This window comes from Pectobacterium betavasculorum (genome assembly GCF_000749845.1).
Lineage (GTDB): Bacteria > Pseudomonadota > Gammaproteobacteria > Enterobacterales > Enterobacteriaceae > Pectobacterium > Pectobacterium betavasculorum.
Genome location: NZ_JQHM01000004.1, coordinates 91,182 through 116,052 on the forward strand (window position 1 = coordinate 91,182; position 24,871 = coordinate 116,052).

A 24,871-nucleotide genomic window follows, 5' to 3' on the forward strand; every position below is an offset into this window, starting at 1 on the left:
TGGGCGTTACGTGTTTTACGCGGTCAGACGGTAAGCGTCTTCGGCGATGACCAATTCTTCATTGGTCGGGATAACCAGCGCCGCACGGGTGCCATCTTTAGCGATGTTGCCACCTTTACCGAAACGTGCGGCCAGGTTACGTTCGTGATCGATGTCAAAGCCTAGCAGGCCCAGTTTTTTCAGCGACAGTTCACGAACCATTGCGGCGTTTTCACCGATACCACCGGTGAAAATGACGGCATCCAGACGGCCTTCCATCAGTGCAGCGTAAGAACCGATGTATTTAGCCAGACGGTGGCAGTAAACGTCCATTGCACGTTTAGCATCTGCTTTCGTCTCGTAGTTATCTTCAACGTAGCGGCAGTCGCTGGTCACTTCAGTCAGACCCAGCAGACCAGATTCTTTGGTCATCAGGGTGTTGATGCGGTCAATGTCCATGCCCAGTGCGTCGTGCAGGTGGAAAATCACAGCTGGGTCGATATCGCCGCAGCGCGTACCCATCACCAGACCTTCCAGAGGCGTCAGACCCATAGAGGTATCAACGCATTCGCCGTTACGGATTGCAGTAACAGAACCACCGTTGCCCAGATGGCAAGTGATAACGTTCAGCTCTTCTACTGGCTTGTTCAGCACTTTGGCGGCTTCACGAGAAACAAAGTAGTGGCTGGTGCCGTGGAAGCCGTAGCGACGGATGTGGTTTTCTTTATACAGTTTGTACGGCAGTGCATAAAGGTAGGATTCTTCCGGCATAGTCTGGTGGAATGCAGTGTCGAAAACAGCCACGTTTTTATCAGCCAGGTGCGGGAAAGATTTCAGTGCTTCGTCGATACCGATCAGGTGCGCCGGGTTGTGCAAGGGTGCAAAAGGTACGGAATCTTTGATACCCTGAAGAACATCATCAGTGATGATCGCGGATTGGGTGAACTTCTCACCGCCGTGAACGATACGGTGACCGATAGCAACCAACTGAGCAGACAGCTCTGGCTTCTGAGACAGAATGGTATTAACGATGAAGTTCAGCGCTTCGCTGTGAGCTGCACCGGCACCCAGTTCGGCGTCGTGTTTACCGCCGTCCATTTTCCATTTGATGCGGGCTTCAGGCAGGTTGAAACATTCGGCTAAACCAGACAGGTACTCTTCTCCGTTAATCGCATCGATGATCGCGAATTTCAGGGATGAACTACCGCAGTTAAGAACCAGTACTAACTTACTCGACATGGAAGTACCTACTTGTTATACATGGTTAAAAAAAATGTCATACAGGGCATAGCATACCGAATGCCACCGATGGCATTTATGATTAACATCATACCTTGGTGTGATACACCAGACACAATGGTGAAATAGGGTCGATACTATGACGTATGTTATATCGGATAATCGTTACAACAATTATCGTTACAACTAGTCTCTACAACAACGTGACAGCGACCTAATGTAAACCGCAGCTTTAAAGCGATGGATAACCGCGTTATGGCCGTTGGCTGCGCTTATATCGCGAAGGGAATTATACTCCTTGCGTGTAGTCATACTACTTTAGGTATACAGCGGCCAAAAGGCCGGCTTAGGATACCGATAGCGTAGAGTAAACACAAAATATATTTTAACCCTATCAACTTGAGTTGTTGATTCGTGAAAAAAGTTTATTTTTTATCTGTAAAGTTGAGGTGTGACTATGGCAACGAAACCAGGCAGTAGAATAAGTTGGCTACAGTTACTCCAACGTGGGCAGCATTACATGAAGACGTGGCCAGCAGAAAAGCAACTGGCACCCGTATTTCCTGAAAACCGCGTAGCGCGAGCAACGCGGTTTGGTATTCGCATCATGCCGCCGCTGGCGGTGTTCACATTAACGTGGCAGATTGCGCTCGGTGGCCAGCTTGGCCCGGCCATTGCTACCGCGCTTTTTGCCTGTAGCCTGCCGTTGCAGGGGCTCTGGTGGCTCGGTCGCCGTTCTGTTACTCCTCTGCCGCCGACCCTAGCGCAGTGGTTCCATGAAATTCGCCATAAGTTATTGGAGTCAGGCCAGGCATTAGCTCCTTTGGAAGAAGCGCCGACTTACCAAACCTTGGCAGATGTGCTGAAACGTGCATTTAACCAGCTCGATAAAACCTTCCTTGATGATTTGTGATCGGCGTCAGGCTGTGTGCGGGTTAATGGCTATTTTGTTCTTTCCCCTATTTCAAATCAAAGAAGCTGTGGCTAACGCTATCGTGACACGATTCAGTATGCGATTCTGCGGTTAATACCTATTTAGCGACATTGGCTTATACAAAGAGGGTTCAGGAGAGAAACATGGAAATGACGAATGCCCAGAGATTGATCCTTTCAAACCAATACAAAATGATGACGATGCTCGATCCAGATAACGCTGAGCGCTATCGTCGGCTACAAACGATCATCGAGCGTGGTTACGGTTTACAGATGCGCGAACTGGACCGTGAGTTTGGTGAGCTGACTGAAGAAGTTTGCCGCACCATTATTAACGTTATGGAAATGCATCATGCTTTGCAGGTGTCGTGGACCAATCTGAAAGATAAGCAGGATCTGGATGAGCGTCGTCTGACCTTCCTGGGCTTTGATGCCGCAACGGAAGCGCGCTACCTTGGCTTTGTACGTTTTATGGTACATGTTGAAGGTCGTTATCCTCACTTTGATGCGGGCACGCATGGTTTTAACGCGCAGACTAAAATGTGGGAAAAATACAATAGAATGCTGGCTGTCTGGCAGTCCTGCCCGCGCCAGTATCACTTGAGTGCGGTTGAGATCGCACAGATCATCAACGCCTGATTAATAAAAAGGGGCCTTCTGTGGAGTGTAAAGGTTTTCTGTTCGACCTCGATGGTACGCTGGTTGATTCACTGCCTGCTGTAGAACGTGCGTGGAGTAACTGGGCAAAAGATCACGATATTGAACCACAGGACGTGCTCGATTTTATTCATGGTAAGCAGGCAATCACGTCCTTACGTCACTTTCTTCAGGGGCAGAGCGAGGAAACGATTCAACAAGAGTTCGATGCACTGGAGAAAACAGAAGCGTCTGATACGCAAGGTATTGTTGCCATGCCGGGCGCGAAGGCGCTGTTGGAACGTTTAGATGCGCTGGATATTCCCTGGGCGATTGTGACATCTGGCACGGTGCCGATTGCCAGCGCACGTCACCAACGTGGAGAACTGCCCGCTCCTCGTGCCTTTATTACGGCGGAGCTGGTTGCTAAAGGCAAGCCGAACCCTGATGCCTATTTACTTGGTGCACAGCAACTAGGGCTGAAGCCAGAAGAGTGTGTGGTCGTTGAGGATGCACCAGCGGGCGTGCTATCCGGTTTGGCGGCTGGCTGCAAGGTCATCGCGGTGAAAGCGCCCACAGATACGCCGAAGTTAGATGAAGTTGATCTGATTCTTGATTCGCTGGAGCTGATAGAAATAGAAAAATTACCAAGCGGCGCTAAGGTGCTTTTACGTCAGTAGGTTGTCTATAACATAATGATAAAACTGTGACTAAATATGATCAAACCTCGCATCCGCGAGGTTTTTTTATGGCAGACTATACCTGTCATACTTCACGCTGAATGGGCGTTGGCTTCCCTTTTTATGGCATGCTGAAACCCACACCTTTCAACATGTATTTTTCCGTCAGGGGAACCGTTTTGAATAGCGAACTTCTCTGGGTTTTATCCCTGTTGCTGATCGCCATTGTGTTGTTTACCACTAATAAACTACGCATGGATGTCGTAGCGCTATTGGTCATTATCGCGTTTGTACTGAGCGGTACGCTGACGCTATCTGAAGCGCTGATAGGGTTCAGCGATCCTAATGTGATATTGATTGCGGCCCTGTTTGTGATTGGTGAAGGGCTGGTTCGTACCGGTGTTGCTTATCAGGTCGGTGATTGGCTGGTTCGCGTTGCGGGCAGCAGTGAGATAAAGATGCTGATCTTGTTGATGGTCACCGTTGCGCTACTGGGTGCTTTCATGAGTTCCACTGGTGTTGTCGCGATTTTTATTCCTGTGGTATTGAGTGTTTCCGCGCGGATGAAAATTTCCCCCGGAAGGCTGATGATGCCGCTGAGTTTTGCTGGGTTGATTAGCGGCATGATGACGCTGGTGGCGACACCGCCTAATATGGTGGTGAGTAGCGAACTGATGCGTGAGGGCATCGCGGGTTTTGGGTTCTTCAGCGTGACGCCGATAGGGATGGTGGTGTTGCTGTTGGGCGTGGCCTATATGATGGTTGCGCGTTACTGGCTTGGCGATGCTGAGACGGCAACAGCAAAAGAAATGTGGAAGAGAAGAACATTTCGCGATCTGATTCGTGATTATCAATTGACGGGCAGGGCACGCCGATTGGCTATTCGTCCCGGATCGCCCTTTATCGGCCACCGTCTGGATGATCTACGTCTGCGCCAACGTTTTGGAGCGAATGTGGTCGGGATTGAGCGCTGGCGTAAGTTTCGTCGCGTGATGATCAGCGTGGCTGGCAATACCGAACTCCGTTTGAATGATGTCTTGCTGATCGATATGTCGGCATCTGAGGTGGATTTACGAGAATTTTGCACCGCGCAGCGGCTTGAACCGATGGTACTGCGCGGTGAGTATTTCTCTGAACAGGCGCGTGATGTGGGAATGGCAGAAGTTTCCCTCATACCCGATTCCGAGCTCTTAGGGAAAACGCTTTACGACGTCGGCTTTCGTAGTCGTTATGGTCTGAGCGTCGTCGGGATCCGCCGCGCAGGCGAAGCGATGGAGGGGATCCTCGCCGATGAGCCGCTCCAACTCGGTGATATTCTGTTGGTGATGGGCGACTGGCGTATGATCCGGCAGTTGCACACGCAGAAAAATGACTTCCTATTGCTTAATCTTCCTGCCGAAGTGGATGACGTTGCCCCCGCGGTGAGCCAGGCTCCACACGCGCTATTTTGCCTGGCGCTGATGGTAGCGATGATGCTGACGGACGAAATACCGAATGCAGTTGCCGCGCTGATCGCCTGTTTGCTGATGGGTAAATTCCGCTGTATTGACATGGAAAGTGCCTATCGAGCGATTCACTGGCCGAGCATTATTCTTATCGTCGGGATGATGCCGTTTGCGCTGGCATTGCAGCAAACTGGCGGTGTTGCGCTGATTGTTAAAGGGCTAATGGATGTTGCCGGAAATGCCGGACCGCATGTGATGCTGGTGTGCTTATTCGTGCTGTGTGCCGTGATTGGCCTGTTTATTTCCAACACGGCGACGGCGGTGTTGATGGCGCCCATTGCGATTGCCGCAGCGAAGCAGATGGGGGTGTCACCTTACCCTTTTGCAATGATCATTGCCGTTGCGGCATCTGCCGCCTTTATGACGCCCGTATCGTCACCGGTGAATACATTAGTGTTGGGGCCGGGCGGCTATAAATTCGGGGACTTTGTGCGCATAGGTGTCCCCTTTACCGTACTGGTGATGCTTGTCAGCGTGGTGATGGTGCCGTGGCTGTATCCGTTCTGATGTTTCCAGTCCATTATGGCAGATGCTCGTTATAACGGAGAATCTTGACTGATTTCGTCGAGCGACAGGCTGAAGCTGGGAACAAACACCGTAATGAAATAGTCCATTTCCGAGCTATGGCGCAGCTGTAATGTCTTTTCCAACCGCGCTTTGGCAAGCGTGAATTCCGCGTTTCCTGCGGATAATTCTTCCAGGCACTTTAGGTAGGCGCAAAGTGCGTCTGCCTGCTTAACGATGGTGCGTTCTTCTTCGCTGGTGTAGCTGTCATCCAGCAGCATCCGATAATCCTGCTGCAACTCTTCAGGCAGCATCTCGATCAGTTTCTGCTGTGCAATCTTCTCTATCTTCTTGTACTCGTGCGCGATCTGCGCGTTGTAGTACTTGATAGGTGTCGGCATGTCCCCAGTCAGCACCTCACTGGCATCATGATACATCGCCAATAGCGCGATGCGTTCAGCGTTCAGGTTACCCTCAAATTTGCGGTTTTTGATCACTGCCAGTGCGTGAGCGACAAAGGCAACCTGAAGACTGTGCTCGGAGACGTTTTCTGTGCGCACGTTGCGCATCAGCGGCCAGCGACTGATCAATTTTAGACGGGATAAGTGGGCGAAAAAGTGGCTCTGATTCATGGCGATCTCTCAGACAACAGCACGGTGAAATATCAATATCGTGGGCGTCTATTGTGAGCACTTGCCGAAGATTATGCAAACGAAGGTCTGGTTTTCGCCGAGCATGACGACCCGGCGATGGCAGGCTCGATTATTGTGGGGTTATTGGTGATAATGCCTCAGGAAGCGCCCTAATTTGTGAATTGCCATGTCCAGCTCATCAACGCGCGGTAACGTGACGATACGAACATGATCCGGGTAAGGCCAGTTAAAGGCGGTTCCCTGAACCAGTAACACTTTCTCCTGTAACAGGAGATCCAGCACCAGTTTTTGGTCGTCGTGGATATTAAAGCGTTTGGCATCAATGCGCGGGAACATATACAGCGCGCCGCGTGGTTTTACGCACGATACGCCGGGGATCTGATTGATCAATTCCCAGGAGCGATTGCGCTGCTCGTACAGGCGTCCACCGGGTTGAATAAATTCGCTGATACTTTGGTAGCCCCCCAAGGCGGTCTGAATCGCATGTTGCATTGGCACGTTGGCACACAAACGCATGGATGCCAGCATTTCCAGCCCTTCAATGTACCCTTTTGCGTGCTTTTTTGGGCCGTTCAGGACCATCCAGCCTTGACGGAAACCCGCCACACGGTACGTCTTGGAAAGTCCGTTGAACGTGACGGTCAGTAGATCCGGCGCTAACGCAGCAATAGAGTGGTGCTGCGCATCGTCATAAAGAATTTTGTCGTAAATTTCGTCGGCGAAAATGATCAGGTTATGTTCACGCGCGATGGCCACGATATCCAGCAGCAACTCTTTGCTGTAGACCGCACCCGTCGGATTATTCGGGTTGATGATGACTATACCGCGAGTATTGGACGTGATCTTTTTGCGGATATCATCCAGATCGGGGAACCAATCGGAGGACTCATCGCAGAGATAGTGAACGGCATTGCCGTTAGACAGGGAAACCGCTGCGGTCCAGAGTGGATAATCCGGCGCGGGAACCAGCATTTCATCACCCGGATTGAGTAGTGCCTGCATGGATTGCACGATGAGTTCAGAAACACCGTTACCAATGTAGACGTCTTCAACCGTCATATCACGCATATCGCGCGCCTGATAGTGCTGAACGATGGCTTTACGGGCGGAATAGAGACCTTTGGAATCACAGTAGCCCTGTGCAGTGGGCAGGTTACGGATGACATCGACCAGAATTTCGTCCGGTGCCTCGAAGCCGAAAGGGGCTGGGTTGCCAATATTCAGTTTAAGAACTTTATTACCTTCTTCTTCAAGCCGCTTGGCTTCCTTTAAGACTGGGCCACGAATGTCATAGCATACGTTCTCCAGTTTCTTGGATTTTTCAATCGGAGACATAAATAGTACGAACCTTTTGCAGAGAGCGCATATTCCCAAATGGAATAGCATAACCTGCTTAATGTACTCCTCCTATAGTACCTTTTGAAGAATGATTATCGCTTTTGCTGCAAATGATTACGCATCTGCACTATATGGTTGTGTACTCGTTGGATGGTGCGATATGGTAGGCGTGCGGACGACTGTTCATGCCGCACTTTTTTAGCGCCAGAACAGGGTGACAGGGAAAGCCCGCTTATTTAAGTGTGGGGCGTATTTATTTCGTAGGGTGAAATAAAGAGAGTGTCGTTGTTATTGAATTAAACATTAAGGCTGGTGAGCCATTTAATTACATGATGTCTTACCGATGGAAGGCGATAGGGGTAACGAAATATAAGTATTTTTTTGCCCTTATCGTGCGTCTGCGATAGTGTCTTTAAATGTATCGGTCGTTACCTTTACATGTAATAAAACACCAGGAATATTTTGTTAAAATTAAAATAGATAAGTGAAAAATCGTATGACCAGTGCAAATCGACCAGTACTTAATCTCGATCTTGATTTACTGAGGACGTTTGTTGCCGTCGCAGATTTAAATACGTTTGCAGCCGCGGCGGCCGCAGTCAATCGAACTCAATCGGCTGTCAGTCAGCAGATGCAGCGGCTGGAGCAGCTCATCGGAAAGGAGCTTTTTGCCCGGCACGGGCGTAATAAATTGCTGACCGAACATGGTATCCAGTTTCTGGGTTATGCCAGAAAAATACTACAATTCAATGATGAAGCTTGTATTTCATTAATGTACAGCGATATTCAGGGTACGCTGACCATTGGGGCGTCTGACGATACCGCAGACACCATCCTTCCTTATATCCTACATCGGGTGACATCCGTATTTCCTAAACTATCCGTCAACGTTAGCGTAAAACGTAGTGCTGAAATGATGGAAATGTTGAGTCAGGGAAAAATAGATCTGGTTATTACCACAATGAACGGTGTGGTGTTTCCTCATGTGTTGTTGCGTAGTTCTCCGACGTTATGGTACTGCGCCGCGGATTATCAGTTTAGATCTCAAGAGCCCGTCCCTTTGGTTGTATTGGATGAACCGAGCCCTTTCCGTACGCTGGCTACGCAGCAGCTAACGGCCGCAGGTATCCCCTGGAGAATCGCCTATGTGGCTTCAACGCTATCTGCTGTGCGAGCTGCGGTGAAAGCCGGAATGGGCATTACCGTGCGTTCAGTTGAAATGATGAGTCCAGAACTACGAGTGCTGGGTGAGGAAGAAGGGTTGCCGGGATTGCCTGAAACACGTTATTTCCTCTGTCAGAACCCAAATCAGGAGAATGAATTGGCGACGGCAATTTTTAATGTGATTGAATCAGGGAAGCCCCCTCACATTACGCCTGTCAGCGTGCTAGCAAATAGCGCGAATGGAAAGCTGTCTTCCGATCCATCGCTGAAGGATGCTATCTAATCGTAATGGGTAGTTAACGATCATTCGGGGAGGGTAGGGATGCACCCCGAATGATGATGATTTATGGCTAACGTGTTAAACCAGCGTCGACAGCGTTTTAGTGACCTGATTCCCTCAATTTGCCCCCATTTTGTGTTTTTCATTTCGCATCAATAGGCTAGGTGTGGCGAGATTAATCGACTCTCTTTATAAAATGATAGTTCATTTTTTTTAAACTTGTGTTGTGAGGAATGGTATTCCTCTTGTCCAGCATCATCTTGATTTTTTTAATAACTAAATTGGTAAAAATGTGTGCTGGATCAAAAAATACCCCTAATAACCCCATGGGGGAACAGGCATTTTCTGTGAAAATGGTATAGTGACACAGCAAACTTGCTTTCTGTGTGGTTGTTCTTTGGTTAACCGATGAAAGTACTGATTCGATTTAGCTACGGGTGAGAACACAAAATGTTAACAAAACAGCGTGCATGTAAAGTAATGTACTGTTATTTTTAGTAAGGTTGAAAAAAGGTTACAAATTTAGGGGCTCAACCATACCAAGCAAGGGTTACCTGATACGTTTCCGTGCTTTTTTATGGTTATTAATCCTTCCTTTTAATCGATGTGGCGCATTAACTGCCGATAACAGAGCAGAGATGTTACCCGCCACTTTTGATGAGTAAGCAAAGAGAATGTCAACAACTACTGAAATCCTCGCCCATCATTGGGCGTTTGCGCTATTCCTTATCATTGCCATAGGCCTTTGCGTCTTCATGCTGACCGGTGGATTTTTGCTGGGCGGGAGAGCTAGAGCCAGGGCCAAAAACGTACCTTATGAATCCGGGATCGACTCCGTGGGTTCAGCGCGTCTACGCCTGTCTGCTAAATTTTATCTTGTCGCTATGTTCTTCGTTATCTTCGACGTTGAAGCCCTGTATCTCTACGCTTGGGCTGTGTCTATCAAAGAAAGCGGCTGGATTGGCTTCATCGAAGCAACCATTTTCATTTTGGTGCTGTTGGCTGGTTTGATTTATCTGGTACGCGTTGGGGCACTTGACTGGACCCCGGTACGTTCCAAGAGACAAGTCGTTAAATCAGACATCATCAACACTACCAACACTCATCCGCAGTAACAGCGAGGCATTTTAAGATGGACTATACGCTCACCCGCATAGAGCCGGACGGTGAGAATGACCGTTATCCCCTGCAACGTCAGGAGATCGTTTCCGACCCTCTGGAGCAACATGTTCACCGCAGTGTCTATATGGGCAAACTGGAACATGCATTACACGATACGGTGAACTGGGGTCGTCAGAATTCCCTGTGGCCGTATAACTTCGGCCTTTCCTGTTGCTACGTAGAAATGGTGACATCATTTACCGCCGTCCATGACGTTGCGCGTTTTGGTGCTGAGGTTTTGCGTGCGTCGCCACGTCAGGCTGACTTTATGGTGGTTGCGGGTACCTGTTTTACCAAAATGGCTCCCGTCATTCAGCGTCTGTACGAGCAAATGCTTGAGCCTAAATGGGTTATCTCCATGGGCGCGTGTGCCAATTCCGGCGGTATGTACGACATCTACTCCGTTGTTCAGGGTGTAGATAAATTCCTGCCTGTTGACGTGTATATTCCGGGCTGCCCTCCGCGCCCTGAAGCCTACATGCAAGCACTGCTGCTGCTGAAAGAATCTATCGGTAAAGAACGCCGTCCTCTGTCATGGGTGGTAGGTGAGCAGGGCGTTTACCGCGCCAACATGCAATCTGAGCGTGAGCGCAAACGCGGCGAGCGAATCGCTGTGACCAACCTGCGCTCGCCTGATGAGATTTGACCTGTAGCTGATAAATCCGGTGGCCGTGTAATACCCCGATAATAGTGTGCGGTCATTATCAGATACAGAAATAGCACATTTAATGTGGTGACATATTTATGACAGATTTAACGACACACGATCTCGCTCAGCCAGGCTGGCAAACCCGCGATCATCTTAACGATCCGGTCGTTGGCGAACTGTGTAACCGTTTTGGACCAGATGCATTTACTGTACAGGCAACTCGCACAGGTATTCCCGTTGTGTGGGTTAAACGTGAGCAATTACTTGATGTTGTTGCATTCCTGAAAAAACAGCCAAAGCCTTATGTCATGCTGTTTGACCTGCACGGGATGGATGAGCGTCTGCGTACCCACCGTGAAGGTTTGCCTGCCGCCGACTACTCCGTTTTTTACCACTTAATTTCCATCGAGCGTAACCGCGACATCATGCTAAAAGTCGCGTTGGCCGAGAATGATATGCATTTGCCGACCGTGACCAAACTGTTTCCGAATGCCAACTGGTATGAGCGGGAAACGTGGGAGATGTTCGGCATGGCCTTCGATGGTCATCCAAATCTGACGCGCATTATGATGCCGAAGACGTGGGAAGGGCACCCGTTGCGTAAAGATTATCCGGCGCGTGCGACTGAATTCGATCCTTTCGAGCTGACTAAGCAGAAAGAAGATCTGGAAATGGAATCCCTGACATTCAAACCGGAAGAGTGGGGAATGAAGCGTGGCACTGAAAATGAGGACTTCATGTTCCTCAACCTCGGTCCGAACCACCCGTCTTCACACGGTGCCTTCCGTATTATCCTGCAATTGGATGGCGAAGAGATCGTCGACTGCGTGCCTGATGTGGGTTACCACCATCGCGGCGCGGAGAAAATGGGCGAGCGTCAGTCTTGGCATAGCTACATTCCTTATACCGACCGTATTGAATACCTTGGCGGCTGCGTTAACGAAATGCCGTATGTACTGGCCGTGGAAAAACTGGCGGGTATTGAGGTGCCGGATCGCGTTAAAACGATTCGCGTGATGTTGTCTGAGCTGTTCCGCATTAATAGCCATCTTCTGTATATCAGTACCTATATTCAGGACGTCGGGGCAATGACTCCGGTGTTCTTTGCGTTTACTGACCGCCAGAAAATTTACGATTTGGTTGAAGCCATTACCGGTTTCCGTATGCACCCAGCCTGGTTCCGTATTGGCGGTGTAGCACACGATCTGCCACGAGGCTGGGAGCGCTTGCTGCGTGAATTCCTCGACTGGATGCCGGCTCGTCTGGACACGTATGTCAAATCCGCGTTGCAGAACACCATTCTGAAAGGCCGTACTCAGGGCGTCGCTGCTTACAATGCGAAAGAAGCATTGGAATGGGGCGTAACGGGTGCAGGTCTGCGTGCCACAGGTATCGGTTTCGACGTGCGTAAATGGCGTCCGTATTCCGGCTATGAAAACTTTGACTTTGAAGTGCCAGTAGGCGACGGAATCAGCGATTGCTACAGCCGCGTTATGCTGAAAGTTGAAGAGCTGCGTCAGAGCTTGCGCATTCTGGATCAGTGCCTCAAGAACATGCCGGAAGGGCCGTTCAAAGCGGATCACCCGCTGACGACGCCGCCGCCAAAAGAGCGCACGTTGCAGCATATTGATACGCTGATCAACCACTTCCTTCAGGTTTCCTGGGGACCGGTTATGCCTGCCAATGAATCATTCCAGATGGTCGAGGCGACAAAAGGTATTAACAGCTATTACCTGACCAGTGACGGCGGCACGATGAGCTACCGCACCCGTATTCGCACGCCGAGCTATGCGCATCTGCAACAGATTCCTTCTGTAATTCGTGGATGTCTGGTATCCGACCTGATCGTTTACCTCGGCAGTATTGATTTCGTAATGTCAGATGTGGACCGCTAACTATGCATGATCACAACAATCACGATCATATTGACGCCCAGGGACAACCTGTTGCCGATTCGCTGACAAAAGACAATGCTTTTGTATTGAGTGACGCCGAACGTGACGCTATTGAGCACGAAAAACATCACTACGAAGATGCACGCGCCGCATCAATCGAAGCACTGAAAATTGTGCAAAAAGCACGCGGCTGGGTGCCGGATGGTGCTATCAACGCGATTGCCGATCTGCTGGGGATCCCTGCCAGTGACGTGGAAGGCGTGGCAACGTTCTACAGCCAGATTTATCGCCAGCCGGTCGGGCGTCATATTATTCGCTATTGCGACAGCGTCGTGTGCCACATCAATGGCTATCAGGGCGTTCAGGCTGCGCTTGAGCGTAAGCTCAGCATCAAGCCGGGACAGACAACGTTCGATGGACGTTTCACGCTGTTGCCGACCTGCTGCCTGGGTAACTGTGACAAGGGGCCGTCAATGATGATTGATGACGATACCCACAGCCATGTGACGCCGGAAGGTATTGAATCGTTATTGGAGCAGTATCAATGAGTAAAGACATTGTTCTGACTGCTGAGCAGCATCCTCTGACCTGGCGTTTACGCGCAGACAAACAGCCGGTATGGCTGGATGAGTATCGCAGTAAAAATGGTTATGTCGCCGCGCAAAAAGCGTTAACGGGCATGGCGCAGGATGAAGTGGTCTCACTGGTTAAAGACGCAGGTCTGAAAGGACGTGGCGGTGCAGGCTTTTCAACAGGCTTGAAGTGGAGCCTGATGCCGAAAGACGAAAGCATGAACATCCGCTATCTGCTATGTAACGCAGATGAGATGGAGCCAGGTACTTATAAAGACCGCCTGTTGATGGAGCAAGAGCCTCATCTGCTGGTTGAAGGCATGCTAATCAGCGCCTTTGCGCTGAAAGCCTACCGCGGTTACATCTTCCTGCGTGGTGAGTACATCGAAGCTGCTGTTCACTTGCGTCGCGCAATTGAAGAAGCAAAAGCGGCTGGCTTGCTGGGCAAAAATATTCTGGGCAGCGGATTTGATTTCGAGCTGTTCGTGCATACCGGTGCTGGGCGTTACATCTGCGGTGAGGAAACTGCACTGATTAACTCGCTGGAAGGCCGTCGTGCCAACCCACGCTCCAAGCCGCCGTTCCCGGCGTCTGCGGGTGTTTGGGGCAAACCGACTTGTGTCAATAATGTCGAAACGTTGTGTAACGTACCGGCGATTATCGAGCATGGTGCAGCGTGGTATCAGGGGCTGTCTGTCGGTAAAAGTAAAGATGCTGGCACGAAACTGATGGGCTTCTCTGGCCGCGTCAAGAATCCGGGCCTGTGGGAACTGCCTTTCGGCACCACGGCGCGTGAGATTCTGGAAGACTACGCGGGCGGCATGCGTGATGGTCTGAAACTGAAAGCCTGGCAGCCGGGCGGTGCGGGTACGGATTTCCTGACGGAAAGCCATCTCGATCTACCGATGGATTTTGAGCATATTGCAAAAGCAGGTAGCCGTATGGGTACCGCGCTGGCGATGGCTGTCGATCACGAAATCAATATGGTCTCGTTGACGCGTAATCTTGAAGAGTTCTTTGCCCGTGAATCCTGTGGCTGGTGTACACCGTGTCGTGATGGTTTGCCGTGGAGCGTGAAGATTCTGCGCGCGCTGGAAAATGGCGAAGGCCAGCCTGGCGATATCGAAACGCTGGAACAGCTTTGCCGTTTCCTCGGGCCGGGTAACACCTTCTGTGCGCATGCGCCGGGTGCGGTCGAGCCGCTGCAAAGTGCTATCAAGTATTTCCGGGAAGAATTCGAAGCGGGTATCTCTAAACAGTATTTAGGCAACCTCAAAACGATTGGCGGTATTCAGCCTAACCTGTTGAAAGAGCGCTGGTAAACCAGTGCCTAACACGTGCGAGATGCAGTGAATGTATCCGCAGGGTGGCGCAAATAAGCCACCCTTATAAACCCAATAGATTTCAAGGCGCAGGTAGCCAACGCATTTGCGGTTTGAAAGATGAGGGTATACAGAATTTTTGATTAGCGCCTGTGGCAACACGGGCCATTATGGAAGCATGCTGACTATGGCTACTATTCATGTAGACGGCAAAGAGTATGAAGTAAACGGAGCGGACAACCTTCTGGAAGCTTGCCTGACTCTGGGACTTGATATTCCTTACTTTTGCTGGCACCCCGCGCTCGGGAGCGTCGGATCCTGCCGCCTCTGTGCGGTAAAACAGTATCAAAACGCGGAAGATACTCGCGGTCGTCTGGTGATGTCTTGTATGACACCAGCAACCGAAGGAACGTTCATCGCAATTGAAGATGAAGAAGCGAAACTATTCCGTAAGACGATAGTTGAGTTTCTAATGACCAACCACCCGCACGATTGTCCGGTGTGTGAGGAAGGTGGTAACTGTCATTTGCAGGATATGACGGTTATGACGGGGCAGAACTTCCGTCGCTACCGCTTCACCAAGCGTACTCACCGCAATCAGGATCTCGGGCCGTTCATTTCTCATGAGATGAACCGCTGTATCGCATGCTATCGCTGCGTGCGTTACTACAAAGACTATGCGGATGGCAAAGATCTCGGCGTTTATGGCGCACACGACAACGTCTACTTCGGTCGCCCGGAAGATGGCACGCTGGAAAGCGAGTTCTCCGGTAACCTGGTTGAAGTGTGTCCTACCGGTGTCTTCACCGACAAAACGCACTCCGAGCGCTATAACCGTAAATGGGATATGCAGTTCGCACCGAGCGTCTGCCAACAGTGCAGCATCGGCTGTAATACCAGTCCCGGCGAACGCTATGGTGAACTACGCCGTATCGAAAACCGTTTTAACGGTAGCGTAAATCACTATTTCCTGTGTGACCGCGGCCGTTTTGGTTACGGCTATGTCAACCAGAAAGACCGTCCAAACCAACCATTGCAACGTCGTGGTGATGACTGGATCGCACTGAATGCCGATCAGGCACTGCAAGGTGCAGCAGATGTTCTGCGTCAAGCGAAGAAAACCATCGGTATCGGTTCACCGCGTGCCAGCATTGAAAGCAACTTTGCGTTGCGTGAGCTGGTGGGGGCAGAAAACTTCTATACCGGTATCGCGCAGGAAGAACAAAATCGTCTGCAACTGATCTTGAAAGTACTGCGCGAAAGTGGTGTAAGAACGCCAGCGCTACGTGAGATCGAAGGCTACGATGCGGTTCTGATTCTGGGTGAAGACTTAACACAGACCGGTGCACGTATCGCGCTGGCCGTTCGTCAGGCCGTTAAAGGCAAAGCTCGCGAAATGGCAGCAGCACAGAAAGTGGCTGACTGGCAGATTGCGGCGATCATGAACATTGGCCAGCATGCCAAGCACCCGCTGTTTGTCACCAACGTAGACAACACCCGTCTGGACGACATTGCTGCATGGAACTACCGTGCCCCCGTTGCCGATCAGGCGCGTCTTGGTTTCGCGATTGCACACGGGTTAGATAGCAACGCCCCGGCAGTCACCGATCTGGCTGCGGGTCTGGATCAGAAAGTTGATATCATCGTACAGGCGCTGGCCGGTGCGAGAAAACCGCTCATCATTTCCGGCACCAATGCGGGCAGCGAAGACGTGATCTCCGCTGCGGCAAACGTTGCCAAAGCGCTGAAGAGTCGCGGATCTGACGTCGGCATTACCTTTGTTGCATCTGCTGCAAACAGCATCGGGTTGTCAATCATGGGTGGCGGTTCGCTGGATGACGCGTTGGTGCAGTTGGAAAACGGCGACGCTGATAGCGTGGTGGTTCTGGAGAACGATCTCTACCGTCATGCCCCAATCGCTCGCGTTGACGCTGCACTGGAAAAAGCTGAGAACCTGATTGTGGTCGATCATCAGCGTACTCGCATCATGGACAAGGCCAACATCATTCTGTCTGCCGCTAGCTTTGCTGAAAGCGACGGTACGCTGGTGAATCAGGAAGGTCGCGCTCAGCGTTTCTTCCAGGTTTATGATCCAACGTACTACAACGACAAAATTGTAATGTTGGAAAGCTGGCGCTGGCTGCACTCGCTGTATATCACCTATAACAGCCGTCAGGTTGACTGGACGCAACTGGATAACGTGATTGACGCGTGTGTCGCTGCCCTGCCGCAGTTTGCCGCGATTAAAGATGCCGCACCGGATGCTTCGTTCCGTATCCGTGGGCAGAAGCTGTCGCGCTCACCGATTCGCTCCAGCGGCCGTACGGCGATGCGTGCCAATATCAGCGTGCATGAACCGCGTCAGCCAGTCGATAAAGACACCATGTTTGCCTTCTCAATGGAAGGGAACAACAGTCCAACAGCCAACCGTCAGCAAATTCCGTTTGCCTGGGCGCCAGGCTGGAACTCACCGCAAGCCTGGAATAAATTCCAGGATGAAGTGGGCGGACATTTGCGTCATGGCGATCCGGGTGTGCGTATGATCGAAGCCGGAGAAGGTTCGCTGGCGTACTTCGACAACATTCCAGCGGCTTTCGTCCCACAAGCGGGTCAATGGCGCGTTGCGCCGTATTATCACCTGTTTGGTAGTGATGAAATGTCACAGCGTTCTGACGTGATTCAGCAGCGTATGCCAGAGCCTTACGTGATGGTGAACCCAACTGATGCGGCGACGCTAGGCGTAAACGCCGGTACGTTACTGGAGTTGACCTGTGCAGGGCAAACGCTACGTCTGCCACTGCGCTTAAGTGCGGCATTAAGTCAGGGACAGGTTGGTTTACCGCTGGGCTTGCCGGGTATTGCACCGGTGCTGGCGGGTGCAACCGTTGAAAATCTGCGGGAGGCCGCACAATGAGTTGGTTAACACCGGAATTAATCGAGATTCTGATCACCGTCGGAAAAGCGATCGTGATTCTGCTGGTTGTGGTGACCTGTGGCGCATTCATGAGTATGGGTGAACGTCGACTGCTCGGCCTCTTCCAGGGACGTTATGGACCGAACCGGGTAGGTTGGGGCGGTTCATTACAGCTTGTCGCTGACATGATCAAAATGTTCTTCAAAGAAGACTGGGTGCCGAACTTTACCGATAAGGTGATCTTCACGTTGGCACCAATGATCGCGTTTACATCAATGCTGATTGCCTTCGCGATTGTGCCGATCACGCCAACCTGGGGTGTCGCCGATCTGAACATCGGTATCCTGTTCTTCCTGATGATGGCGGGTCTGGCTGTTTACGCGGTGCTGTTTGCCGGCTGGGCGAGTAACAACAAATACTCGCTGCTGGGAGCGGTACGTGCTTCCGCGCAGACCGTGAGCTACGAAGTCTTCATCGGCCTGTCACTGATGGGGGTTGTCGCGCAGGCGGGCTCGTTCAACATGCGTGATATTGTCGATTCTCAGGAACATTTGTGGAACGTTATTCCGCAGTTCTTCGGCTTTATTACGTTTGCCATCGCAGGCGTGGCGGTATGTCACCGTCACCCGTTTGACCAGCCTGAAGCTGAACAGGAACTGGCCGATGGTTACCACATTGAATATTCCGGTATGAAGTTCGGTCTGTTCTTCGTGGGCGAATATATCGGGATCGTTACCGTTTCTGCGCTCATAGTGACCTTATTCTTCGGTGGCTGGCATGGTCCGTTCTTGCCACCGTTTGTCTGGTTTGCGCTGAAAACAGGCTTTTTCATGATGATGTTCATCCTGATTCGTGCTTCGTTACCCCGTCCACGTTATGACCAGGTGATGGCTTTCGGTTGGAAAGTCTGTCTGCCGATAACGCTTTTGAATCTGCTGGCGACCGCCGCCGTCATTTTGTACAACGCTTAAGAAGGGGTGAATAAACCATGACATTGAAAGAGTTAGTGGTTGGTTTCGGCACCCAGATACGCAGTATCTGTATGGTGGGATCGAATGCTTTTAAGAAGCGCGAAACCAGGATGTACCCAGAAGAGCCTGTGAATCCGCCGCCACGTTACCGTGGTCGTATCGTGCTGACGCGCGATCCCGATGGTGAAGAACGCTGTGTTGCTTGCAACCTGTGTGCGGTGGCTTGTCCGGTCGGCTGTATCTCATTGCAGAAAGCGGAAACCAAAGATGGCCGCTGGTATCCTGAGTTCTTCCGCGTCAACTTCTCGCGCTGCATTTTCTGTGGCTTCTGTGAAGAAGCGTGTCCGACAACGGCTATCCAGTTGACGCCGGATTTCGAGATGGGCGAATACAAACGTCAGGATCTGGTGTACGAGAAAGAAGATCTGCTGATATCGGGGCCGGGTAAATATCCGGAATATAATTTCTACCGGATGGCTGGTATGGCAATCGATGGGAAAGATAAAGGCGAAGCTGAAAACGAAGCCAAACCTATTGATGTCAAAGGCCTGTTGCCCTAAGGAGCTAGCATGGAATTCGCTTTTTATACCACAGGTTTGATTGCGATATTGGCGACACTGCGCGTCATTACGCATACCAATCCTGTGCATGCATTGTTGTATATGGTCACTTCGCTCATGGCGATTGCGGGCGTCTTTTTCTCGCTGGGGGCTAATTTTGCCGGCGCGCTGAGCATCATCGTGTATGCGGGTGCCATCATGGTGCTGTTCGTGTTCGTGGTCATGATGCTCAACCTCGGTAATTCCGTAGAAGAACAAGAGCGTAATTGGCTGAAACCCAGCGTCTGGATTGGTCCAGGTATTCTTTCACTGGCGTTATTGGCGATTGTGGTCAACGCCATCCTTAGCCTGAAAGAGCAGGGCATCACTGGCACGCCCGTTGAGGCGAAAGCGGTGGGTATCAGCCTGTTTGGGCCTTATGTTCTGGCCGTTGAATTAGCGTCAATGTTGCTGCTGGCGGGATTGGTTGTCGCTTTCCACATTGGTCGTGAAGATAAACGTGGTGACGTTGTCAATAAAGAAGGCGCGAACCAGGACGTTGAGAAAAAAATAACGGGGGAACGCGCATGATTCCGTTACAACACGGGTTGATTTTAGCCGCTATTCTGTTTGCTCTGGGGCTGACTGGTCTGTTGATTCGTCGTAACCTGCTGTTTATGTTGATCAGTCTGGAAATTATGATCAACGCTGCCGCGTTGGCTTTTGTGGTCGCGGGTAGCTACTGGCAGCAGCCAGATGGTCAGGTGATGTACATTCTGGCGATTACACTGGCAGCAGCCGAGGCCAGTATTGGTCTGGCATTGTTGTTACAGATGTATCGTCGTCGTCAGACCCTGAATATTGATACAGTCAGTGAGATGCGCGGATGAACTTACTCTATTTAACAATACTCTTCCCGCTGCTTGGCTTTCTGTTGCTGGCATTTTCTCGTGGTCGCTGGTCAGAAAATACGTCAGCGACCGTCGGTGTTGGCTCGATTGGTCTGGCTGCGCTGGTTACCGCTTGGGTTGTGGTCGATTTTATGGGCCAGCAGCACAGCGGCGGTGTCACCTTCTTTAATCAGCATTTGTGGACATGGATGACCGTTGGTAATTTCGACATTAGCGTAACGCTGATGCTCGACGGTCTTTCTGTGACGATGCTGTCCGTGGTGATTGGTGTCGGTTTCTTTATTCACCTGTTTGCCTCTTGGTATATGCGTGGGGAAGAGGGATATTCTCGCTTCTTCGCTTACACCAACCTGTTTATCGCGAGTATGGTCGTTCTGGTACTGGCTGATAACCTGTTGCTGATGTACCTCGGTTGGGAAGGGGTAGGGCTGTGCAGTTATCTGCTGATCGGTTTCTACTACACCAATCCGAAGAACGGCGCGGCAGCAATGAAGGCCTTCATCGTTACGCGCGTTGGTGACGTCTTTCTGGCCTTTGCTCTGTTCATTCTTTACAAAGAATTGGGCACGCTCAACTTCCGTGAGCTGATGGTATTGGCACCGCAGAAACTGGCTGAGGGCTCACCGGAAATCACCTGGGCTACGCTGATGTTGCTGGGTGGTGCGGTTGGTAAATCAGCACAGCTACCGTTGCAAACCTGGCTGGCAGATGCGATGGCCGGTCCAACGCCGGTATCTGCTCTGATCCACGCCGCCACGATGGTTACCGCAGGTGTTTACCTGATTGCGCGTACCAATGGCCTGTTCCTGATGGCGCCGGATGTTCTGCATCTGGTGGGTATTGTCGGTGCTGTGACGCTGGTGCTGGCGGGTTTTGCTGCTCTGGTGCAAACCGACATCAAACGCGTGCTGGCCTATTCCACGATGAGCCAGATTGGTTACATGTTCCTGGCGCTGGGCGTTCAGGCATGGGATGCCGCGATTTTCCACCTGATGACGCACGCATTCTTTAAAGCGTTGCTGTTCCTCTCTTCTGGTTCGGTGATTTTGGCCTGCCACCACGAGCAGAACATCTTCAAGATGGGCGGCCTGCGTAAAACCATTCCACTGGTTTATGTCTGCTTCCTGGTCGGGGGGGCTGCGCTATCTGCATTGCCGCTGGTTACCGCAGGTTTCTTCAGTAAAGACGAGATTCTGGCTGGCGCATGGGCAAATGGTCACATCAATCTGATGGTGGCTGGATTGGCTGGTGCCTTCATGACCTCGCTGTATACGTTCCGTATGATTTTCATCGTGTTCCACGGTGAAGAGAAAATTAAGGCGCATGCAGGAAAAGGCATTTCTCACCACTTACCGCTGGTTGTGCTGATGATTTTGTCCACCTTCATCGGTGCGATGATTGTTCCGCCGTTGCACGGTGTATTACCGGCGACGACTGAGCTTGAACACAGCCAGTTGATGACGCTGGAAATTACCTCTGGCGTGGTGGCGATTGCCGGTATTCTGTTTGCCGCTGTGCTGTGGCTGGGTAAACGTCAGGCGGTGAATAGCATCGCGAAGAGTGCCCCTGGTCGTTTCTTCTCGACCTGGTGGTTCCACGCGTGGGGCTTCGACTGGTTGTACGACCATGTCTTTGTTAAACCGTATCTGGCTATCGCGAAGCTGTTGCAGCGTGATCCGTTAAATGCATTGATGACCCTTCCGGCTACGATTACCCGCTGGGGTAACCGTGGGCTGGCACTCAGTGCGAATGGTCAGTTGCGCTGGTACGTTGCTTCTATGGGCTTTGGTGCCGTACTGGTGCTGGCCTTGTTACTGCTGGTGTAAGGCAGTATCCGGTAACGTATAAAAGGTAGGGCATTCCGCAGACAGGGATGCCCGCCACGGCAAGTTTTCAGATTTCTTTAATTTAGGGACACAAAACGCCATGCTACTACCTTGGCTAATTCTTCTCCCCTTTATCGGCGGTCTGCTGTGCTGGCAGTTAGAGCGTTTTGGTACGAAAGTGCCACGCTGGATAGCGTTGATTGCAATGGGGCTGACACTCGCACTGTCTCTGCAACTGTGGTTGCAAGGCGGTTACTCACTAACGGCTCCGACAGGCGTACCACAATGGCAATCCGAGTTTTATGTGCCATGGATCCCGCGCTTCGGCATCGGTATCCATCTTGCGCTGGACGGTTTGTCGCTGCTGATGGTAGTGCTGACTGGTTTGCTGGGCGTGTTGGCAATCCTCTGTTCCTGGAATGAAATTCAGCGCTATCAGGGCTTCTTCCACCTGAACCTGCTGTGGATTCTGGGCGGCGTTATCGGCGTGTTCCTTGCCATCGACATGTTCCTGTTCTTCTTCTTCTGGGAAATGATGCTGGTACCGATGTACTTCCTGATTGCGCTGTGGGGGCACAAAGGCTCCGACGGTAAAACCAGGATTACGGCGGCGACCAAGTTCTTCATCTATACCCAGTCGAGCGGGCTGATCATGTTGATCGCGATTCTGGCGCTGGTCTTTGTGCATCACAATGCCACCGGCGTTTGGACGTTCAACTATGAAGAACTGCTGAAGACGCCGATGTCATACGGCGTTGAATATTTGCTGATGCTGGGCTTCTTCATCGCGTTTGCTGTAAAAATGCCGGTCGTGCCGTTGCACGGTTGGTTGCCTGATGCACACAGTCAGGCTCCGACAGCAGGTTCTGTTGACCTCGCGGGTATCTTGCTGAAAACGGCGGCTTATGGTCTGCTGCGTTTCAGTCTGCCGCTATTCCCGAATGCCTCTCATGCCTTTGCACCGATCGCTATGTGGTTGGGTGTGATTGGTATCTTCTACGGTGCCTGGCTGGCGTTCAAACAGACGGATATCAAACGCCTGATTGCTTACACCTCGGTGTCGCACATGGGCTTCGTGATGATTGCCATCTATTCTGGCAGTCAACTGGCTTATCAGGGCGCAGTGATTCAGATGATTGCGCACGGTCTGTCTGCTGCGGGTCTGTTTATTCTGTGCGGTCAACTGTACGAACGTCTGCATACCCGTGACATGCGTGAAATGGGTGGGCTGTGGGCGCGCCTGAAATACCTGCCTGCGCTGTCTCTGTTCTTTGCTGTGGCGACCTTGGGGATGCCGGGTACGGGCAACTTTGTCGGCGAATTCATGATTCTGTTCGGCAGCTATCAGGTTGTGCCGATGATTACGGTGATCTCAACCTTCGGTCTGGTATTTGCGTCGGTCTACTCACTGATCATGATCCAGCGTGCTTATTACGGTACGCCTAAATCTGATGAACCATTGAAGAGTATGTCGATCCGCGAATTGTCTATCGTGATGCTGTTGGTGGTATTACTGGTGTTGTTAGGGGTTTACCCGCAACCGATTCTGGATACCTCCAGTGCCGCGATGTCAAATATCCAGCAGTGGTTTATGTCGTCTGCTCCAGATTCAATTATTTCAACAACAAGGCCGTAATTCGCCATGACAATAACTCTTCAACAACTAATTGCGCTATCGCCGCTGTTGATCGTCGGATTGACGGTAGTGGTTGTGATGCTGTGCATTGCGTGGCGACGCAACCATTTTGTCAACGCAACCATGACGGTTATCGGCCTGAATATTGCGTTGCTGTCACTGTACTTTGTCGGTCAGGTTGGCCCAACGGACGTGACGCCGCTGCTGCGTGTTGATGGCTTCTCGATGTTCTATACCGGACTGATTCTGCTTGCCAGTCTGGCAACCAGCACGTTTGCCTACCCGTGGCTGCAAGGCTACCCAGACAACCGTGATGAGTTCTATCTATTGGTTCTTATCGCTGCGTTAGGCGGGATCCTGCTGTCGAGTGCGAACCATCTGGCTTCGCTGTTCATCGGGATTGAATTGCTTTCTCTGCCGTTGTTTGGTCTGGTCGGCTATGCCTTCCGCCTGAAACGTTCGCTGGAAGCCAGTATTAAATACATGCTGCTGTCGGCAGCGGCGTCTTCCTTCCTGCTGTTTGGGATGGCGCTGATTTATGCTGAATCGGGCGATATGAGCTTTGCCAGCCTCGGTAAGAGCCTGAGCGATCTCCAAATCCATGAGCCGCTGTTGCTGGCAGGTCTAGGGATGATGATTGTCGGTCTGGGCTTCAAACTGTCTCTGGTTCCGTTCCAACTGTGGACGCCTGATGTGTATCAGGGCGCGCCTGCGCCAGTGTCTACGTTTCTGGCAACGGCCGGTAAGATTGCTGTTTTCGGTGCGGTAATGCGTTTATTCCTGTACGCACCAGTGGCTGACAGTGAATCCGTCAGAATTGTGCTGAGTATTATTGCCTTTGCGTCAATCCTGTTCGGTAACGTGATGGCGGTATCGCAGACCAATATCAAGCGTCTTCTCGGTTACTCCTCTATCGCGCATTTGGGCTACTTGCTGGTTGCCCTGATCGCGGTTCAGAGCCATCAACTGGCGTTGGAAACCGTCGGCGTTTATCTGGTCGGTTACCTGTTCAGCAGCCTGGGTGCGTTCGGTGTGGTTAGCCTGATGTCTAGCCCATACCGTGGCCCAGATGCCGATTCACTGTTCTCTTACCGTGGTTTGTTCTGGCATAAACCGATTCTGTCTGCGGTGATGACGGTAATGATGCTGTCGCTGGCGGGTATTCCGATGACGCTGGGCTTCTTCGGTAAATTCTACGTGTTGGCTGTCGGTGTTAATGCTGAGCTATGGTGGTTGACCGGTGCGGTCGTTCTGGGTAGTGCCATTGGTCTGTACTACTATCTGCGTGTGATGGTCAGCTTGTTCCTGAATGCGCCGCAGGTGTTGCAGCGTGATACGCCAAGTAACTGGGCACTAACCGCTGGTGGTGTGGTTGTACTGATCTCCTCCATTGCGGTGTTGTTCTTTGGTCTGTACCCGCAGCCGCTTATCTCTCTGGTGCAATTGGCTCAGCCAATGATGTAACCACTAACGAGAGTTAGGTTGAGTCATGAAAAACGCCGTTGATGGGAATCAACGGCGTTTTTCATACTAATAAAGTATGTTTTAGGAATGATCTGGTCTG

General features: G+C 51.2%; 21 protein-coding genes. 18 read left to right on the top strand and 3 right to left on the bottom strand.

What is annotated here, in order from left to right; all coding sequences use genetic code 11:
* Positions 1-15 precede the first annotated feature (15 nt).
* Positions 16-1,218: an acetate kinase gene (gene ackA / locus KP22_RS12535; RefSeq protein WP_039298388.1), complete on the bottom strand. Its 1,203-nt coding sequence runs from the start codon at positions 1,216-1,218 to the stop codon at positions 16-18.
* 457 nt (positions 1,219-1,675) lie between these two features.
* Between ackA and yfbV the strand changes: the two genes are divergently transcribed.
* The 4 genes from yfbV to KP22_RS12555 all read left to right on the top strand — a co-directional run bounded on the left by yfbV (position 1,676) and on the right by KP22_RS12555 (position 5,479).
* Entirely contained in the window at positions 1,676-2,131 is a 456-nt protein-coding gene (gene yfbV / locus KP22_RS12540) for a terminus macrodomain insulation protein YfbV (RefSeq protein ID WP_039298391.1), read from the top strand.
* A 164-nt stretch (positions 2,132-2,295) separates the two neighbouring features.
* Positions 2,296-2,790: a YfbU family protein gene (locus KP22_RS12545; RefSeq protein ID WP_005969861.1), complete on the top strand. Its 495-nt coding sequence runs from the start codon at positions 2,296-2,298 to the stop codon at positions 2,788-2,790.
* 20 nt (positions 2,791-2,810) lie between these two features.
* Positions 2,811-3,467 carry a sugar phosphatase gene (locus KP22_RS12550; protein ID WP_039298394.1) on the top strand — a complete coding sequence of 219 codons (657 nt, stop codon included), beginning with the start codon at positions 2,811-2,813 and terminating at the stop codon, positions 3,465-3,467.
* A gap of 152 nt (positions 3,468-3,619) precedes the next feature.
* Positions 3,620-5,479, top strand: a complete 1,860-nt coding sequence (locus KP22_RS12555) for an SLC13 family permease (protein WP_209428705.1) — start codon at positions 3,620-3,622, stop codon at positions 5,477-5,479.
* 29 nt (positions 5,480-5,508) lie between these two features.
* Here the strand turns inward: KP22_RS12555 and yfbR are convergent, their stop codons facing one another.
* Positions 5,509-6,108 (bottom strand): 5'-deoxynucleotidase, encoded by a 600-nt coding sequence (yfbR, locus tag KP22_RS12560; protein ID WP_039298397.1) that lies wholly within the window; start codon positions 6,106-6,108, stop codon positions 5,509-5,511.
* A 141-nt stretch (positions 6,109-6,249) separates the two neighbouring features.
* Positions 6,250-7,464, bottom strand: coding sequence for a pyridoxal phosphate-dependent aminotransferase (locus KP22_RS12565; RefSeq protein ID WP_039298400.1), 1,215 nt, complete (start codon positions 7,462-7,464; stop codon positions 6,250-6,252).
* 499 nt (positions 7,465-7,963) lie between these two features.
* On the opposite strand from KP22_RS12565, the gene lrhA reads away from it, so the two are divergent.
* The 14 genes from lrhA to nuoN all read left to right on the top strand — a co-directional run bounded on the left by lrhA (position 7,964) and on the right by nuoN (position 24,771).
* Complete coding sequence (gene lrhA / locus KP22_RS12570) at positions 7,964-8,914, top strand: transcriptional regulator LrhA (RefSeq protein WP_039300989.1); 951 nt, start codon at positions 7,964-7,966, stop codon at positions 8,912-8,914.
* A gap of 671 nt (positions 8,915-9,585) precedes the next feature.
* Positions 9,586-10,026, top strand: a complete 441-nt coding sequence (locus KP22_RS12575; RefSeq protein ID WP_039298403.1) for an NADH-quinone oxidoreductase subunit A — start codon at positions 9,586-9,588, stop codon at positions 10,024-10,026.
* Between the two features lie 17 nt (positions 10,027-10,043).
* Entirely contained in the window at positions 10,044-10,718 is a 675-nt protein-coding gene (locus tag KP22_RS12580; protein ID WP_005969846.1) for a NuoB/complex I 20 kDa subunit family protein, read from the top strand.
* Positions 10,719-10,816: 98 nt separating this feature from the next.
* Positions 10,817-12,616 carry an NADH-quinone oxidoreductase subunit C/D gene (gene nuoC, locus KP22_RS12585; RefSeq protein ID WP_039324560.1) on the top strand — a complete coding sequence of 600 codons (1,800 nt, stop codon included), beginning with the start codon at positions 10,817-10,819 and terminating at the stop codon, positions 12,614-12,616.
* A 2-nt stretch (positions 12,617-12,618) separates the two neighbouring features.
* Positions 12,619-13,164 (top strand): NADH-quinone oxidoreductase subunit NuoE, encoded by a 546-nt coding sequence (nuoE, locus tag KP22_RS12590; protein WP_039298409.1) that lies wholly within the window; start codon positions 12,619-12,621, stop codon positions 13,162-13,164.
* Positions 13,161-14,510, top strand: a complete 1,350-nt coding sequence (gene nuoF / locus KP22_RS12595) for an NADH-quinone oxidoreductase subunit NuoF (protein ID WP_039324563.1) — start codon at positions 13,161-13,163, stop codon at positions 14,508-14,510. The genes nuoE and nuoF overlap by 4 nt, the downstream gene beginning before the upstream one ends.
* Before the next feature lie 187 nt (positions 14,511-14,697).
* A complete protein-coding gene (gene nuoG, locus KP22_RS12600; RefSeq protein ID WP_039324565.1) occupies positions 14,698-17,424 on the top strand; it encodes an NADH-quinone oxidoreductase subunit NuoG in 2,727 nt (908 codons plus the stop codon).
* Positions 17,421-18,395, top strand: coding sequence for an NADH-quinone oxidoreductase subunit NuoH (gene nuoH, locus KP22_RS12605; RefSeq protein WP_039298415.1), 975 nt, complete (start codon positions 17,421-17,423; stop codon positions 18,393-18,395). The genes nuoG and nuoH overlap by 4 nt, the downstream gene beginning before the upstream one ends.
* A gap of 17 nt (positions 18,396-18,412) precedes the next feature.
* Positions 18,413-18,955 (top strand): NADH-quinone oxidoreductase subunit NuoI, encoded by a 543-nt coding sequence (gene nuoI, locus KP22_RS12610; RefSeq protein ID WP_005969838.1) that lies wholly within the window; start codon positions 18,413-18,415, stop codon positions 18,953-18,955.
* A gap of 9 nt (positions 18,956-18,964) precedes the next feature.
* Positions 18,965-19,525, top strand: coding sequence for an NADH-quinone oxidoreductase subunit J (gene nuoJ, locus KP22_RS12615; RefSeq protein ID WP_039298418.1), 561 nt, complete (start codon positions 18,965-18,967; stop codon positions 19,523-19,525).
* On the top strand, positions 19,522-19,824 hold the full coding sequence (nuoK, locus tag KP22_RS12620; protein WP_039298419.1) for an NADH-quinone oxidoreductase subunit NuoK: 303 nt from the start codon (positions 19,522-19,524) through the stop codon (positions 19,822-19,824). Before nuoJ ends, nuoK begins: the two co-directional genes overlap by 4 nt.
* Positions 19,821-21,671: an NADH-quinone oxidoreductase subunit L gene (nuoL, locus tag KP22_RS12625; protein ID WP_039298422.1), complete on the top strand. Its 1,851-nt coding sequence runs from the start codon at positions 19,821-19,823 to the stop codon at positions 21,669-21,671. The genes nuoK and nuoL overlap by 4 nt, the downstream gene beginning before the upstream one ends.
* 100 nt (positions 21,672-21,771) lie before the next feature.
* Positions 21,772-23,307 (top strand): NADH-quinone oxidoreductase subunit M, encoded by a 1,536-nt coding sequence (nuoM, locus tag KP22_RS12630; protein ID WP_039324566.1) that lies wholly within the window; start codon positions 21,772-21,774, stop codon positions 23,305-23,307.
* Positions 23,308-23,313: 6 nt separating this feature from the next.
* Positions 23,314-24,771 carry an NADH-quinone oxidoreductase subunit NuoN gene (nuoN, locus tag KP22_RS12635; protein WP_039324569.1) on the top strand — a complete coding sequence of 486 codons (1,458 nt, stop codon included), beginning with the start codon at positions 23,314-23,316 and terminating at the stop codon, positions 24,769-24,771.
* Positions 24,772-24,871: the final 100 nt, after the last annotated feature.

Bases quoted from the DNA above. Each gene is read 5' to 3' on its own strand.
- ackA (WP_039298388.1), bottom strand. From the start codon at position 1,218: ATGTCGAGTAAGTTAGTACTGGTTCTTAACTGCGGTAGTTCATCCCTG.
- yfbV (WP_039298391.1), top strand. From the start codon at position 1,676: ATGGCAACGAAACCAGGCAGTAGAATAAGTTGGCTACAGTTACTCCAA.
- KP22_RS12545 (WP_005969861.1), top strand. From the start codon at position 2,296: ATGGAAATGACGAATGCCCAGAGATTGATCCTTTCAAACCAATACAAA.
- KP22_RS12555 (WP_209428705.1), top strand. From the start codon at position 3,620: ATGTATTTTTCCGTCAGGGGAACCGTTTTGAATAGCGAACTTCTCTGG.
- yfbR (WP_039298397.1), bottom strand. From the start codon at position 6,108: ATGAATCAGAGCCACTTTTTCGCCCACTTATCCCGTCTAAAATTGATC.
- KP22_RS12565 (WP_039298400.1), bottom strand. From the start codon at position 7,464: ATGTCTCCGATTGAAAAATCCAAGAAACTGGAGAACGTATGCTATGAC.
- lrhA (WP_039300989.1), top strand. From the start codon at position 7,964: ATGACCAGTGCAAATCGACCAGTACTTAATCTCGATCTTGATTTACTG.
- KP22_RS12575 (WP_039298403.1), top strand. From the start codon at position 9,586: ATGTCAACAACTACTGAAATCCTCGCCCATCATTGGGCGTTTGCGCTA.
- KP22_RS12580 (WP_005969846.1), top strand. From the start codon at position 10,044: ATGGACTATACGCTCACCCGCATAGAGCCGGACGGTGAGAATGACCGT.
- nuoC (WP_039324560.1), top strand. From the start codon at position 10,817: ATGACAGATTTAACGACACACGATCTCGCTCAGCCAGGCTGGCAAACC.
- nuoE (WP_039298409.1), top strand. From the start codon at position 12,619: ATGCATGATCACAACAATCACGATCATATTGACGCCCAGGGACAACCT.
- nuoF (WP_039324563.1), top strand. From the start codon at position 13,161: ATGAGTAAAGACATTGTTCTGACTGCTGAGCAGCATCCTCTGACCTGG.
- nuoG (WP_039324565.1), top strand. From the start codon at position 14,698: ATGGCTACTATTCATGTAGACGGCAAAGAGTATGAAGTAAACGGAGCG.
- nuoH (WP_039298415.1), top strand. From the start codon at position 17,421: ATGAGTTGGTTAACACCGGAATTAATCGAGATTCTGATCACCGTCGGA.
- nuoI (WP_005969838.1), top strand. From the start codon at position 18,413: ATGACATTGAAAGAGTTAGTGGTTGGTTTCGGCACCCAGATACGCAGT.
- nuoJ (WP_039298418.1), top strand. From the start codon at position 18,965: ATGGAATTCGCTTTTTATACCACAGGTTTGATTGCGATATTGGCGACA.
- nuoK (WP_039298419.1), top strand. From the start codon at position 19,522: ATGATTCCGTTACAACACGGGTTGATTTTAGCCGCTATTCTGTTTGCT.
- nuoL (WP_039298422.1), top strand. From the start codon at position 19,821: ATGAACTTACTCTATTTAACAATACTCTTCCCGCTGCTTGGCTTTCTG.
- nuoM (WP_039324566.1), top strand. From the start codon at position 21,772: ATGCTACTACCTTGGCTAATTCTTCTCCCCTTTATCGGCGGTCTGCTG.
- nuoN (WP_039324569.1), top strand. From the start codon at position 23,314: ATGACAATAACTCTTCAACAACTAATTGCGCTATCGCCGCTGTTGATC.